The organism is Enterobacter sp. CCUG 70166, assembly GCF_020224095.1.
Lineage (GTDB): Bacteria > Pseudomonadota > Gammaproteobacteria > Enterobacterales > Enterobacteriaceae > Enterobacter > Enterobacter intestinihominis.
The window spans coordinates 1-14,126 of record NZ_NRIQ01000036.1 but is presented as its reverse complement, the minus strand read 5'-3'; the positions used below and the strand labels follow the sequence as shown (position 1 = coordinate 14,126).

Below are 14,126 nucleotides of genomic sequence, written 5' to 3'. Positions count from 1 at the left end.
GAATACTATGAGTCTGAATTTCCTTGATTTCGAACAGCCGATTGCAGAGCTGGAAGCGAAAATCGATTCTCTGACAGCCGTAAGCCGTCAGGATGAAAAACTGGATATTAACATCGACGAAGAAGTGCATCGTCTGCGTGAAAAAAGCGTAGAACTGACGCGCAAAATCTTTGCCGATCTCGGCGCATGGCAGATCGCCCAGCTGGCGCGTCATCCACAGCGTCCGTACACCCTGGATTATGTCCGCCTGGCGTTTGACGAATTTGACGAACTGGCAGGCGACCGCGCATACGCTGACGATAAAGCTATCGTCGGCGGTATCGCGCGTCTGGATGGACGTCCGGTGATGATCATTGGTCACCAGAAAGGCCGTGAAACCAAAGAGAAGATCCGTCGTAACTTCGGTATGCCAGCACCAGAAGGCTACCGTAAGGCCCTGCGTCTGATGGAGATGGCTGAGCGTTTCAATATGCCAATCATCACCTTCATCGACACACCGGGTGCTTACCCGGGTGTTGGCGCAGAAGAGCGCGGTCAGTCTGAAGCCATCGCACGCAACCTGCGTGAGATGTCTCGCCTGAAAGTGCCGGTCATCTGTACCGTTATCGGTGAAGGTGGTTCCGGCGGTGCGCTGGCAATTGGCGTGGGCGATAAAGTGAATATGCTGCAGTACAGCACTTATTCCGTTATCTCTCCGGAAGGCTGTGCCTCCATTCTGTGGAAAAGTGCCGATAAAGCGCCGCTGGCTGCGGAAGCGATGGGCATCATTGCCCCACGTCTGAAAGAGCTGAAGCTGATCGACACCGTTATCCCTGAACCGCTGGGTGGCGCGCACCGTAAGCCGGAAGTGATGGCTGCTTCCCTGAAAGCGCAGCTGCTGGCAGACCTGGCTGATCTGGACGTGCTGAGCACAGAAGATCTGCTCAACCGTCGTTATCAGCGTCTGATGACCTACGGTTACGCGTAAGCCTCACAATTATCCTAAAAGCCGCACATTGTTGCGGCTTTTTTTATACCTGCCGTTTACCTTAACTATGCTTATCTGATGTTTTTCAAGGAGGTAAACCATGAACATCATTGCCATCATGGGGCCACACGGCGTCTTTTATAAAGACGAACCCATCAAGGAGCTGGAGCAAGCCCTTAAAGCACGCGGATATCAGCTAATCTGGCCGCAAAACAGCGCCGACCTGCTGAAATTCATCGAACACAATCCGCGCATCTGTGGCGTGATATTCGACTGGGACGAATACGACATGGAGTTGTGCAGCGAGATCAATAAGCTCAACGAATATCTTCCGCTGTACGCCTTTATCAACACTCACTCGACCATGGACGTCAGCGCCCACGATATGCGTATGGCGCTGTGGTTCTTCGAATACTCACTCGGCGTTGCCGAGGACATTGCGACCCGCATTCAGCAGTACACCGGCGAATACCTTGATAACATCACCCCGCCGTTTACGCGTGCGCTGTTCACCTATGTGAATGAAGGGAAGTACACCTTCTGTACGCCAGGCCACATGGCGGGAACGGCCTATCAAAAAAGCCCGGTAGGGTGCCTGTTCTACGATTTCTTTGGCGGCAATACGCTGAAGGCGGACGTGTCGATTTCAGTGACCGAGCTGGGCTCGCTGCTGGATCATACCGGCCCGCATCTGGAAGCCGAAGAGTACATCGCCCGGACCTTTGGTGCCGAGCAGAGCTACATGGTGACCAACGGAACCTCGACATCGAACAAGATCGTCGGCATGTATGCCGCGCCTGCCGGTAGCACCCTGCTGATTGACCGGAACTGCCATAAATCACTGGCGCATTTGCTGATGATGAGTGACGTCGTGCCGCTCTGGCTGTCTCCCACGCGTAATGCGCTGGGGATCCTCGGCGGCATTCCTCGCCGTGAGTTCGCGCATGAAGCCATTGAAAATAAGATCGCGGAGATCCCCGAGGCAAGCTGGCCTGTGCATGCGGTGATCACCAACTCCACCTATGACGGGCTGCTTTACAACACGAACTGGATCAAGCAGACGCTGGACGTGCCGTCGATTCACTTTGACTCCGCGTGGGTGCCTTACACCAATTTCCACCCGATTTACTCGGGTAAAAGTGGGATGAGCGGCGAGCGGGTGCCGGGCAAGGTGTTCTTCGAGACGCAGTCGACGCACAAAATGCTGGCCGCGTTTTCCCAGGCGTCTCTCATTCACATCAAGGGCGAATACGACGAGGACACCTTCAACGAAGCCTTTATGATGCACACGACCACGTCGCCGAGCTACCCGCTGGTGGCGTCCATCGAAACGGCGGCGGCGATGTTGCGCGGCAATCCCGGGAAACGCCTTATTAATCGTTCGGTGGAGCGGGCGCTGCATTTCCGAAAAGAGGTTCAGCGACTTAAAGATGAAGCGGACGGCTGGTTCTTTGATATCTGGCAGCCGGAAGAGATTGATGAAGCAGAATGCTGGCCCGTCGCGCCGGGGGAGAGCTGGCACGGTTTTCGGGATGCTGATGCAGACCACATGTTCCTTGATCCGGTTAAGGTGACGATCCTGACGCCGGGCATGGATGAGCAGGGTGTGATGGGTGAGGAAGGGATCCCGGCTGCGCTGGTGGCGAAGTTCCTTGATGAGCGCGGCGTGGTGGTGGAGAAAACCGGCCCCTATAATTTGCTGTTCCTGTTCAGTATCGGGATCGATAAAACCCGCGCGATGGGCCTGCTGCGCGGGCTTATGGAGTTTAAGCGCGCGTACGATCTTAACCTGCGGGTGAAGAACATGCTGCCGGATCTCTACGCGGAAGATCCTGACTTCTACCGCAATATGCGTATTCAGGATTTGGCCCAGGGGATCCACAGGCTGATCCGCCAGCACGATCTGCCGCGCCTGATGCTGCAGGCATTTGATGTTCTGCCTGAAATGAAGCTCACGCCGCACAGGGCGTGGCAACGCCAGGTGAAAGGGGAGGTTGAAACCATTGAACTGGAGAACCTGGTCGGGCGGGTATCAGCCAACATGATCCTGCCTTATCCGCCGGGCGTACCGCTGCTGATGCCGGGCGAGATGATCACCGAGGAGAGCCGGGCGGTGCTCGATTTTCTGCTGATGCTCTGTTCGATAGGGCGCCACTATCCGGGCTTTGAGACGGATATTCACGGTGCGAAACGCGATGATAACGGTGTGTACTGGGTGAAAGTCCTAAAATAAAAGGGGCCGCTTGCCAGGGGCGGGTTGTCGGTTGTAACGTTCAGGACATCATAAAAAGGAGAAACTATGCTGGGTTTAAAAGCTGTTCATCATATTGCGATCATTGCCACCGATTACGCGAAAAGTAAGGCCTTTTACTGCGACATTCTCGGCTTTACGCTGTTGAGCGAGGCCTACCGCGAGGAGCGCGATTCCTGGAAAGGCGATCTGGCGTTAAACGGACAATATGTGATTGAACTGTTCTCTTTTCCTTTCCCGCCAGCGCGTCCTTCGCGCCCGGAAGCCTGCGGCCTGCGCCACCTGGCCTTCAGCGTCGATAACCTGGACAGCGCGGTAAAGCATCTGGAAGCCCACGGCGTGGCCTGTGAAGCAATTCGCATCGATCCCTTCACCGATAAACGTTTCACTTTTTTCAACGATCCGGACGGTCTGCCGCTGGAGCTTTATCAGCAGTAATCGCCGTCATGTGTGATAATGCCCGTTCAGTTCGGGCATTTTTTATGTGTAATTTCCTATGACCTTACCCGCTATCGCGCACGCCGTTTCACCCTACCGCCAGCTGCTGGTGGGGTTCAGCGGTGGCCTGGATTCCACCGTTTTGCTGCACCGTCTTAAGCTCTGGCGCGACCGTGAGCCTGACGTCCAGCTGCGGGCGATGCATATCCATCACGGCTTAAGCCCCCATGCCGACGACTGGGTGGCGCACTGCGAAGCGGTGTGCTCAGGGTGGGGGATCCCGCTAATCGTTGAACGCGTCACGCTTGAGGATGAAGGGCTGGGTATTGAGGCGCAGGCGCGCAAAGCCCGCTACGCCGCGTTTTCCGGCGCGTTACAGCCTGGAGAAACGTTGGTCACCGCGCAGCATCTGGACGACCAGTGCGAGACGTTTTTACTGGCGCTCAAGCGGGGCAGCGGGCCTGCGGGTTTATCCGCCATGCCTGAGCGTGCTGATTTTGCTGAAACAGAGCTCATCCGCCCGCTACTGGGTGAGACGCGTGCATCACTGGAAGCCTGGGCGCAGCAACATCATCTGCGCTGGATTGAAGACGAAAGCAATCAGGACGACAGTTACGACCGTAACTTCCTGCGCCTGCGCGTCTTACCGCTGCTGAGTGAGCGCTGGGCCCATTTTTCCGAAGCGCTGGCCAGAAGTGCCATGCTTTGTGCTGAACAGGAAAGCTTGCTGGATGAGTTGCTGAGCGGGGAGCTGAATACGCTGACTACCGCTGACGGTGCCCTGAACATTGCGCCGTTGAAAGTGATGAACCCCGTGCGTCGGGCTGCTCTGATTCGTCGCTGGCTGGCTTCCCACCGTGCGGTTATGCCGTCCCGGGCGATGCTCAACCGTATCTGGGAAGAAGTTGCACAGGCGCGGGAAGATGCCGCACCGTGTATACACCTGAATGGTTATGACGTCAGGCGCTATAAAGAGCAACTCTGGTGGGTGAAATCTGTGCCGTCGCTGGCTGACGTTGTGCTTGACTGGCCGTCGCCGGAAAAAGCATTAACGCTACCGTTGAATGCCGGTGTCGTTGCGTTAAGCCATTCGGGCAATGTGCGTCTACCTGAGCCGGACGAGAACGTCACCATACGCTTCAGGGCCAGCGGCATGCTGCATATCGTTGGGCGTAACGGCGGGCGTAAACTGAAGAAAATCTGGCAGGAACAGAACGTTCCGCCCTGGCGACGTGATACCACGCCGCTTCTGTTTTACGGCGACACGCTCATCGCGGCGGCAGGTGTGTTTATTACCCAGGAAGGGTGGGCTGAAGCGGGTGTCAATTTTCAATGGAAAGCGTAACGGGCAGCCTGGCTGCCCGTTGGTTATCAGGATTCGCTCACCACGACGGTGCCGATTTCCGGATGGCTGAAACTGGCAATTTTGTCGAGGCGTAACTCACGCGTTGCACCTGCATCTTCCACAACCAGGTATTCCACATTTTTACGGGAAACCAGATCGCTGGCCTTTGCCTTTAGCACTTCGCCATCTTTTAGCTCCAGCGTCAGTATTAAATGATGCTGGCAGGCGAGTTCGAGGTTGTCATAGTCATCACAATTGATGGGTTGATAGATATCATTCATCGACATAATCGCTCACCAGTAAATTCGCCGCAGCATACGCTGCTTTTTCCCTGACCGATTCAGAAAGGCTCTCATCAGAGGCCACTTCATTCAGCACGTTCAATACACAGCCCAACGCATCCGGGATGTACCCCAGATCTCCGCTGGCAATTTCCGCATACCGTCTGCGAATCAACTCACAATAATTATTCACATCACCTCCTGCCAGCGTACTGACTTACTGTGAGATATCATTAAGCCTACGAAGTTAAACTCGGTTTAGCAAGGTGACTATACCATACTCATTTAAGCAATATCAGCGCCTTGATAACGGGGTGCCACCACCTCGTAACAGCCTTTTGCTGCGGTTTTCGCTACAATGTACGCCTGATTCGAAAGGAGTTCTCTCATGGCGCTGAAAGCGACAATTTATAAAGCTGTGGTCAATGTGGCGGATCTTGACCGTAACCAGTTTCTGGATGCGTCATTGACGCTGGCGCGTCACCCTTCTGAAACCCAGGAGCGCATGATGCTGCGCCTGCTGGCGTGGATTAAGTATGCCGACGAGCGTCTGCAATTTACCCGTGGTTTAAGCGCGGAAGATGAACCGGAAGCCTGGCTGCGCAACGATCATCTGGGTATCGATTTATGGATTGAGCTTGGCCTGCCGGATGAACGCCGGATCAAAAAGGCGTGCACCCAGTCAGCTGAAGTGGCGTTGTTTGCCTATAACCAGCGCGCGGCGGAGATTTGGTGGCAGCAAAACAAAAATAAATGTGCGCAGTTCAAAAATCTTACCGTCTGGTATCTGGATGATGAACAACTGGCACAGCTGAGCGCGTTCGCCAGCCGGACAATGGCGCTTCAGGCAACGATTCAGGACGGCGCCATCTGGCTTTCCGATTCTCAGAATAATCTGGAAATTCATCTCACGGCCTGGCAGCCCGTATCATGATTGAGTTGTCCCGAAACGTCAGCATCCCTGATCACGAGCTGGAGATCACCGCCATCCGTGCTCAGGGCGCAGGGGGGCAGCACGTTAACAAGGCCTCAACGGCTATCCATTTGCGCTTTGACATCCGGGCCTCCAGCCTGCCAGAGTATTATAAAGAAAGCCTGCTCGCCGCCAGCCATCATCTGATCACCAGTGAAGGTGTGATTGTGATTAAAGCGCAGGAATATCGCAGCCAGGAAATGAACCGGGAAGCGGCACTTTCCAGACTGGCGGCGGTCATAAAAGAGCTGACGGCTGTACAAAAAAGTCGCCGGGCAACACGTCCAACGCGGGCATCGAAAGAACGTCGGTTGTCATCGAAGGCGCAGAAATCCACCGTAAAGTCACTGCGTGGCAAAGTCCGTCACCCGTAATGTGACGAAAGGGACACACTTTTTCATAAGGAATGTATTGTGAAAAAAGCATTATTATCAGCGCTGGCCGTGACAAGCCTGTTCGCGCTTTTTGGCTGTAACAACCGTTCAGAAACACAGGTACTACAGCCAACGCAAAACGAAGAATTGAAGCCGATGCAGCAGAGCTGGCGCGGCGTATTGCCATGTGCAGATTGTGAAGGCATCGAAACCTCTCTGTTCCTGCAAAAAGATGGCACCTGGGTGATGAACCAGCGCTATCAGGGGGCGAAAGAGCCGTCTTCTTTTGCAACATACGGAACATGGGCGCGTACGGCTGAAAAGCTGGTATTGACTGATACCACGGGCGATAAAACGTATTTCCGCGCCAAAGGCGAGGGGATGGAGATGCTCGATCGCGAAGGCAATCCGATTGAATCCCAGTTCAACTATACGCTGGCCCCGGTAAAAGCGACCCTGCCTGCAACCCCAATGGCGATGCGAGGGATGTATTTCTACATGGCGGATGCGGCAATCTTCACTGACTGTGCAACCGGGAAGAAAGTCAGCGTGGCGAACAATGCCCAGCTGGAGCGTGACTATGCCGTCGCGCGCGGTAACGACAGCAAACCAGTGTTGCTGACGGTTGAAGGGCATTTTACGCTGGAGCCAAACCCCGATAGCGGTGAGCTGGTGAAAACGCTGGTGGCAGATAAAGACGCGAAGTTTGCTGCGGGTAAAGACTGCGAAAGCAAATAAGTTATAGCCATTAAAAAACCCCGCACTGGCGGGGTTTTTTTGTTTCTTAGCCTTTGATGGCTTTCACCAGGTAATCAAGAATGTCGCCCGTCTTGAGCATCTGTTTTTCGCCGTTGCGACGGTACTTGTATTCAATCTCGTCGCTGTCGAGGTTACGGTCGCCGATGACGACGGTGTGTGGAATACCGATCAGTTCCATATCAGCAAACATCACGCCAGGACGCTCTTTACGGTCATCCATCAGCACGTCGATACCTTTCGCGCTCAGCTCAGCGTAGAGTTTCTCTGCCAGCTCCTGCACGCGGTAAGACTTGTGCATGTTCATTGGCAGGATCGCCACCTGGAACGGCGCGATGTTATCCGGCCAGACGATTCCGCGTTCGTCATAGTTCTGCTCGATAGCGGCCGCAACAACGCGCGTTACCCCAATGCCGTAGCAGCCCATGGTCAGAACCTGGTTACGACCATCTTCGCCCTGAACGGCAGCGTTCATTGCGCGCGAGTACTTATCGCCCAGCTGGAAGATGTGGCCTACTTCGATACCGCGTTTAATCATCAGGGTACCCTTGCCGTCCGGGCTTGGATCGCCTGCGACCACGTTACGGATGTCAGCCACTTCCGGCGTCGCCACGTCACGATCCCAGTTGATGCCGAAGTAGTGTTTACCGTCGATGTTTGCCCCTGCAGCGAAGTCGCTCATCGCCGCAACGGTGCGGTCAATCACTACAGGAACAGGCATATTCACCGGACCCAGAGAACCTGGGCCTGCGTTCACCACGGCGCGGATTTCGGCTTCCGTCGCGAAGGTCAGCGGGCTGGCAACCTGCGGCAGCTTCTCGGCTTTCACTTCGTTCAGCTCGTGATCGCCACGGACCAGCAGGGCTACCAGCGGGTAAGCGCTGCCTTCAGCCGATTTCACCAGCAGGGTTTTGACCGTTTTTTCGATCGGCAGATTAAACTGTTCAACCAGCTCGGCGATGGTTTTCGCGTTTGGCGTATCAACCAGCGTCATCTCTTGCGTTGCCGCGCCGCGTGGTTCTATTGGTGCCAGCGCTTCTGCGAACTCAATGTTGGCGGCGTAATCAGAGGAGTCAGAGAAAATTACATCGTCTTCGCCGCTCTGCGCCAGAACCTGGAATTCATGAGAGGCGCTACCGCCGATTGAACCGGTATCAGCCTGTACAGCACGGAAATCCAGCCCCATGCGGGAGAAGATTTTGCTGTAGGCCACGTACATTTTGTCGTAGGTCTCTTGCAGTGATTCCTGAGAAGTATGGAAAGAGTAGGCATCTTTCATCAGGAATTCGCGAGAGCGCATCACGCCAAAGCGTGGGCGCACTTCGTCACGGAACTTGGTCTGGATCTGGAAGAAGTTCAGCGGCAGCTGTTTGTAAGAGCTCAGCTCGTTACGGATCAGATCGGTGATCACTTCTTCATGCGTTGGGCCGAGGACGAATGGACGATCGCCACGATCGGCAATACGCAGCAGTTCAGGACCGTACTGCTCCCAGCGACCGCTCTCCTGCCACAGTTCAGAGGGCTGAACGACCGGCATTAACACCTCGATAGCACCGGCGTTGTTCATCTCTTCACGCACGATGTTTTCGACTTTTTTCAGGACGCGCACGCCGGTCGGCAGCCAGGTGTATAACCCGGAGGCCAGCTTGCGGATCATCCCGGCGCGCAGCATCAGCTGGTGGCTGATCACCTCGGCGTCGGCAGGTGTCTCCTTCAGAGTGGAGAGCAGATATTGGCTAGTACGCATGTTGTTACGGTTCCATTTCGACGATTGGAACAGGCTGAAACACCAGCCTGACACAAAAAAAGTGGTTTAGTTTACCAGTGTGGCAAAGATGCCAAAAGAGAGGAGAACAAAATTACCTGGGTTCCAGGGCAAACACTTCAAAACCTGCATCAGTTACGCGCCAGCGCACGTTAAAGTCCAGCAGCCAGACGGCGTACGTTTTTCCTGCGTCTTCCTCTTTGCGGTAGGCGGGACGAGGGTCCTGCGCCAGGACTTCGACGATAAAGTCACGCAGACGAGGATAGCGCTTTTCCAGCTGGCTGATTTGCGTCGTTATTTCAGATGTGAAGTAAACCGGCATCTCTGCCTGTGGGGCGTCCTGAGCATAGCTTGCACGGGCATCCGGCAGCGCTTCGGCGAAGGGCAGGTAAGGTTTAATATCGATGACCGGCGTGCCATCAACCAGGTCAAGGCTACCTAACTCCAGGATCACCCGATCTTTCTGACAGCGTATCCCTTTCAGTTCGACCAGCGACATCCCGACTGGATTCGGTCGGAACGTTGAGCGGGTGGCAAAAACTCCCATTCTGGCATTTCCGCCCAGACGAGGAGGACGCACGGTAGGACGCCAGCCGCCTTCCATGGTCTGGTGAAACACAAACACCACCCATAAATGGCTGAATGCCTCAAGCCCGCGCACTGCATCGGCCTGATTATACGGCGCGACAAGATGCAGCTCGCCGCCGCCGTTAAGGACCAGTCCCGGCTGACGCGGCACGGCGAACTTTTCTTTATAAGGGGAGCGGATAACGCCTATCGGCTCGAACTGAAATGAACTCATTTCGCCGTGATGTTAAGCGCAGAACCGATACATACCGCCTGACGGTAGCAGCCCGGCGTACCACTGGTGACCTCGCAACTGTGCAGCAGCACCGCGTTGGCTTTCATTTTCGACGCGTTGATTTGCATACGCTTGCGGGCTGTTGGGATATTTGGAGGGGAGTCCTGATTCGTTGCCTGGCAGGATTCGCCGCTCACTTCGCCCAGTTCACGGAATGGCTTACCGACCAGCTCGTCGGCTTTAGTAATAATACGTACCGGCGCAGCGCGAGGCGCTTTCGGTTTTGCTGGCTCCGCTTTTGGCGGGGTTGCAGTGCTTTGAACGGGTTCAACAGGAGATCTGCTTAGCATAGAACAGCCGCTCAGCATCAGTGCTAAAAGACAGATCGGTAAAGCACGCATAATAGTTCCTCAGTGGATAATCAAAACGTCAGATATTGAAGCAGTTGACCGCACAAATGACAAGACGGGCAAATGCCCGTCTTGATGATATTACACTGAGGTGAGATTACCAGCCTTTAACCGCGCCGCCGTTAAACACCTTATTGGCTTCCTGGTAAACTTCTTCAGACTGATATGCCTGCAGGAATTTCTTCACGTTTTCCGCGTCCTTGTTGTCTTCGCGAGTCACGATCAGGTTGACGTACGGGGAATCTTTGTCTTCAACAAAGATGCCATCTTTCGCAGGGGTCAAACCGATCTGGCTGGCGTAAGTGGTGTTGATAACGGCCAGCGCGATCTGTGCATCGTCCAGAGAACGTGGCAGCTGAGGGGCTTCCAGCTCAACAATTTTCAGATTTTTCGGGTTTTCGGTCACGTCCAGAACGGTCGGCAACAGGCCAACACCTTCTTTCAGTTTAATCAGGCCCACTTTCTGGAGCAGAAGCAGCGAACGGCCAAGGTTGGTTGGGTCGTTAGGGACGGCAACCTGTGAACCCGGCTGGAGTTCATCCAGAGATTTAATTTTCTTGGAATAACCGGCAATCGGGTAAACGAAGGTGTTACCGACAGCAACCAGCTTGTAGCCGCGATCTTTGATCTGTTGATCCAGGTACGGTTTATGCTGGAAGGCGTTAGCGTCAATGTCGCCTTTGCTCAGCGCTTCGTTCGGCAGAACGTAATCGTTGAAGGTCACCAGCTCAACGTCCAGGCCATATTTTTCTTTCGCGATTTTCTGCGCGGCCTCAGCAACCTGCTGCTCTGCACCGACGATAACGCCTACTTTGATGTGGTTCGGATCTTTTTCGTCCTGACCGCAACCCACCACTGCCAGCGAACCAATCAGTGCGCCTACTGCTGCAAAGGTCTTAAATTTAAACGCCATGTTATATCCTTAACTCGTCGAGTTTGTGTTGTTTGTAACGTTATTTATGCGTAACAGCCCGGACGATACGATCGCCAGAGAATTGGATTAAGTAAACCAGCACAACCAGCAATACCAGAACGGTATTCATTACGGTAGCGTTATAGCCAATATAGCCGTACTGATATCCAATCTGCCCTAAACCGCCAGCACCCACGGCGCCACCCATCGCGGAATAACCGACCAGGGTGATAAGCGTGATGGTTGCTGCATTCACCAGCCCAGGCAGCGCCTCAGGCAGCAGAACTTTGCGAACGATCTGCATTGGCGTCGCACCCATAGCGCGGGAAGCTTCAATCAGGCCTGTTGGGATTTCCAGCAGGGCGTTTTCCACCATACGGGCGATAAACGGCGCGGCGCCTACGGTTAGCGGGACAATTGCCGCCTGCAAACCAATCGACGTCCCGACAATAACGCGTGTAAACGGAATCATCCACACCAGCAGGATAATAAACGGTATAGAACGGAAAATGTTCACCAGCGCAGAGAGCGTGCGATACAGCTTCGCGTTTTCAATAATTTGACCCGGGCGCGTGACGTACAGCAGTACGCCGACCGGCAGCCCAATCACAAAACCAAAAAAGCCCGATACGAAGGTCATTGCCAGCGTTTCCCAAACGCCGCGAACCAGTAGCCACATCATCGGCTCAGACATAACCCAGCACCTCTACTTTTACGTGATGTTCTTGCAGCCAGGCAATTGCCGCCTGGGTTTCTTCCTGTGTGCCGTGCATTTCCGTCAGCATAATGCCGAACTTCACGCCACCGGCGTAGTCCATCTGCGCGCTAATAATGTTGTTATTCACGTTAAAGCGACGCGCGGTTTCGGACAGCAGCGGTGCGTCAACGGACTGGCCCGTGAACTCCATGCGCAGCATCGGGACGCTGTCAGGCGTTGCGTCTGTTTTTAAACGTTCCAGATAATCTTCCGGAATATCCAGATGCAGTGTGGACTGAATGAACTGCTGAGCCAGAGGCGTTTTCGGGTGCGAGAAGACTTCGCTGACCGTGTCCTGCTCAATCAGCTCACCGTTGCTGATGACGGCGACGCAGTCACAGATACGCTTCACCACGTCCATTTCGTGCGTAATAAGGAGGATAGTCAGGCCCAGACGACGGTTAATGTCTTTCAGCAGTTCCAGGATAGAACGCGTGGTGGCCGGATCTAACGCGCTGGTGGCTTCATCACACAGCAGCACTTTTGGGTTGCTTGCCAGCGCGCGAGCGATTGCTACACGCTGCTTTTGCCCGCCTGAGAGGTTGGCCGGGTAGCTGTCATGCTTATCACCCAGCCCAACCAGATCCAGCAGTTCGGTGACGCGTCGGGTAACCTCTTCTTTTGGTGTGTTATCCAGCTCCAGCGGCAACGCCACGTTTCCAAAAACCGTGCGTGAGGCCAGCAGGTTAAAGTGCTGGAAAATCATGCCAATCTGGCGACGCGCTTTGGTGAGTTCTTTTTCTGAGAGAGCGGTAAGCTCCTGGCCGCCAACTTCTACGCTGCCCTGGGTCGGGCGCTCAAGCAGGTTAACACACCGGATCAGCGTACTTTTACCCGCACCCGATGCGCCAATGACGCCATAAATCTGACCAGCAGGCACATGCAGGCTGACGTTGTTCAGCGCCTGAATGGTTCGGTTCCCCTGCTGGAACACTTTGGTGATATTGGAAAGTTTAATCATTAGATTATTTTTATCGTATGTAAGTTAGCCGTGGCATTTTCTTCTGCCAGATACGGGGAATGACCGTAAACAAAATGGATGTTAAGGCATCCAGACGTCTAAATCAATCCACCTCTGTGCGATGAGCACTTTATTGCGCTGCGATTCATGAGATACTAGCTGAACAAGCCTTTTTCAGGAGCAAACCGGTGGCAAAATCTGTACCCGCAATTTTTCTCGATCGTGACGGCACAATTAATGTGGATCACGGTTACGTCCATGAGATTGATGAGTTCGAATTTATCGAGGGCGTAATAGATGCCATGCGCCAGCTGAAAGAGATGGGCTATGCGCTGGTGGTGGTAACTAATCAGTCCGGTATCGCCCGGGGTAAATTCACCGAAGCGCAGTTCGAGACGCTGACGGAATGGATGGACTGGTCTCTGGCCGATCGTGGCGTCGATCTTGATGGCATCTATTATTGTCCGCATCATCCACAGGGAACAGTAGAAGCGTATCGTCAGACATGTGATTGCCGTAAGCCACACCCGGGCATGTTTATCTCTGCACAGGAATTCCTGCACATTGATATGGCCGCGTCTTTTATGGTGGGCGATAAACTGGAGGATATGCAGGCAGCGGCGGCGGCAGGTGTGGGAACCAAAGTATTAGTGCGGACCGGTAAACCAGTCACCCCAGAAGCAGAAAATGCAGCTGACTGGGTGATAACTAGTCTGGCAGATCTGCCAAAAGAGATTAAAAAGCACCAAAAATAGACGTTTTGGTGAAAAGGTGAGCGGTTGAAATAAAAATGCATTTTTCCGCTTGTCATTCCTCGGCGGCTCCCTATAATGCGCCTCCATCGACACGGCGGATGTGAATCACTTCACAGACTACCCGGTCGGTTGAAGAGAAAAAATCCTGAAATAACGGGTTGACTCTGAAAGAGGAAAGCGTAATATACGCCACCTCGCGACAGAGCGCTGAAGCGCGTCGCAACTGCTCTTTAACAATTTATCAGACAATCTGTGTGGGCACTCAAAGTGACATGGATTCTTAATGTCCTCGGACACTAAATGAATACCAAGTCTCAACGAGTGAACACGTAATTCATTACGAAGTTTAATTCATTGAGCATCAAACTTTTAAATTGA

Annotated in this window: 16 protein-coding genes; 8 read left to right on the top strand and 8 right to left on the bottom strand. The window is 53.9% G+C overall.

From position 1 onward, the window contains the following. Positions 1–7 precede the first annotated feature (7 nt). From accA to tilS, 4 genes are all read left to right on the top strand, one after another. Positions 8–967, top strand: a complete 960-nt coding sequence (gene accA, locus CKK19_RS15620) for an acetyl-CoA carboxylase carboxyl transferase subunit alpha (protein ID WP_003856154.1) — start codon at positions 8–10, stop codon at positions 965–967. Positions 968–1,067: 100 nt separating this feature from the next. Next, the gene (locus CKK19_RS15615) at positions 1,068–3,200 is read left to right on the top strand and encodes a lysine decarboxylase LdcC (RefSeq protein WP_063853364.1); all 2,133 of its coding nucleotides are present in this window, start codon (positions 1,068–1,070) and stop codon (positions 3,198–3,200) included. 66 nt (positions 3,201–3,266) lie between these two features. Then, positions 3,267–3,656, top strand: a complete 390-nt coding sequence (locus tag CKK19_RS15610; RefSeq protein WP_022647115.1) for a VOC family protein — start codon at positions 3,267–3,269, stop codon at positions 3,654–3,656. A gap of 58 nt (positions 3,657–3,714) precedes the next feature. Then, positions 3,715–5,001 (top strand): tRNA lysidine(34) synthetase TilS, encoded by a 1,287-nt coding sequence (tilS, locus tag CKK19_RS15605; protein WP_063853365.1) that lies wholly within the window; start codon positions 3,715–3,717, stop codon positions 4,999–5,001. 26 nt (positions 5,002–5,027) lie between these two features. Here the strand turns inward: tilS and rof are convergent, their stop codons facing one another. Both rof and CKK19_RS15595 read right to left on the bottom strand, forming a co-directional pair. Next, positions 5,028–5,288 (bottom strand): Rho-binding antiterminator, encoded by a 261-nt coding sequence (gene rof / locus CKK19_RS15600; protein WP_023305471.1) that lies wholly within the window; start codon positions 5,286–5,288, stop codon positions 5,028–5,030. Further along, positions 5,275–5,475, bottom strand: a complete 201-nt coding sequence (locus CKK19_RS15595; protein ID WP_003856146.1) for a YaeP family protein — start codon at positions 5,473–5,475, stop codon at positions 5,275–5,277. Before CKK19_RS15595 ends, rof begins: the two co-directional genes overlap by 14 nt. Positions 5,476–5,670: 195 nt before the next feature. Here CKK19_RS15595 and CKK19_RS15590 point away from each other — a divergent pair, with 195 nt between their 5' ends. Genes CKK19_RS15590 through nlpE form a run of 3 tightly spaced genes read left to right on the top strand, consistent with a single transcriptional unit; the run spans position 5,671 to position 7,367 of the window. Continuing rightward, a complete protein-coding gene (locus tag CKK19_RS15590; RefSeq protein WP_022647118.1) occupies positions 5,671–6,216 on the top strand; it encodes a YaeQ family protein in 546 nt (181 codons plus the stop codon). Continuing rightward, positions 6,213–6,629, top strand: coding sequence for an alternative ribosome rescue aminoacyl-tRNA hydrolase ArfB (gene arfB, locus CKK19_RS15585; protein WP_022647119.1), 417 nt, complete (start codon positions 6,213–6,215; stop codon positions 6,627–6,629). Before CKK19_RS15590 ends, arfB begins: the two co-directional genes overlap by 4 nt. Before the next feature lie 39 nt (positions 6,630–6,668). After that, positions 6,669–7,367: an envelope stress response activation lipoprotein NlpE gene (gene nlpE / locus CKK19_RS15580; RefSeq protein ID WP_006810026.1), complete on the top strand. Its 699-nt coding sequence runs from the start codon at positions 6,669–6,671 to the stop codon at positions 7,365–7,367. A 46-nt stretch (positions 7,368–7,413) separates the two neighbouring features. Here nlpE and proS read toward each other — a convergent pair whose 3' ends face one another. The 6 genes from proS to metN form a co-directional block, all read right to left on the bottom strand. Further along, positions 7,414–9,132, bottom strand: coding sequence for a proline--tRNA ligase (proS, locus tag CKK19_RS15575; RefSeq protein WP_063853366.1), 1,719 nt, complete (start codon positions 9,130–9,132; stop codon positions 7,414–7,416). 112 nt (positions 9,133–9,244) lie between these two features. Then, complete coding sequence (tsaA, locus tag CKK19_RS15570; protein WP_023299375.1) at positions 9,245–9,952, bottom strand: tRNA (N6-threonylcarbamoyladenosine(37)-N6)-methyltransferase TrmO; 708 nt, start codon at positions 9,950–9,952, stop codon at positions 9,245–9,247. After that, a complete protein-coding gene (rcsF, locus tag CKK19_RS15565) occupies positions 9,949–10,353 on the bottom strand; it encodes an Rcs stress response system protein RcsF (protein ID WP_003856133.1) in 405 nt (134 codons plus the stop codon). Before rcsF ends, tsaA begins: the two co-directional genes overlap by 4 nt. 106 nt (positions 10,354–10,459) lie before the next feature. Next, complete coding sequence (metQ, locus tag CKK19_RS15560; protein WP_063853367.1) at positions 10,460–11,275, bottom strand: methionine ABC transporter substrate-binding lipoprotein MetQ; 816 nt, start codon at positions 11,273–11,275, stop codon at positions 10,460–10,462. 40 nt (positions 11,276–11,315) lie between these two features. After that, positions 11,316–11,969, bottom strand: a complete 654-nt coding sequence (locus CKK19_RS15555) for a methionine ABC transporter permease MetI (RefSeq protein ID WP_003856130.1) — start codon at positions 11,967–11,969, stop codon at positions 11,316–11,318. After that, entirely contained in the window at positions 11,962–12,993 is a 1,032-nt protein-coding gene (metN, locus tag CKK19_RS15550) for a methionine ABC transporter ATP-binding protein MetN (protein ID WP_006810022.1), read from the bottom strand. Before metN ends, CKK19_RS15555 begins: the two co-directional genes overlap by 8 nt. Before the next feature lie 188 nt (positions 12,994–13,181). Between metN and gmhB the strand changes: the two genes are divergently transcribed. After that, positions 13,182–13,748 (top strand): D-glycero-beta-D-manno-heptose 1,7-bisphosphate 7-phosphatase, encoded by a 567-nt coding sequence (gmhB, locus tag CKK19_RS15545; protein WP_022647122.1) that lies wholly within the window; start codon positions 13,182–13,184, stop codon positions 13,746–13,748. Positions 13,749–14,126: the final 378 nt, after the last annotated feature.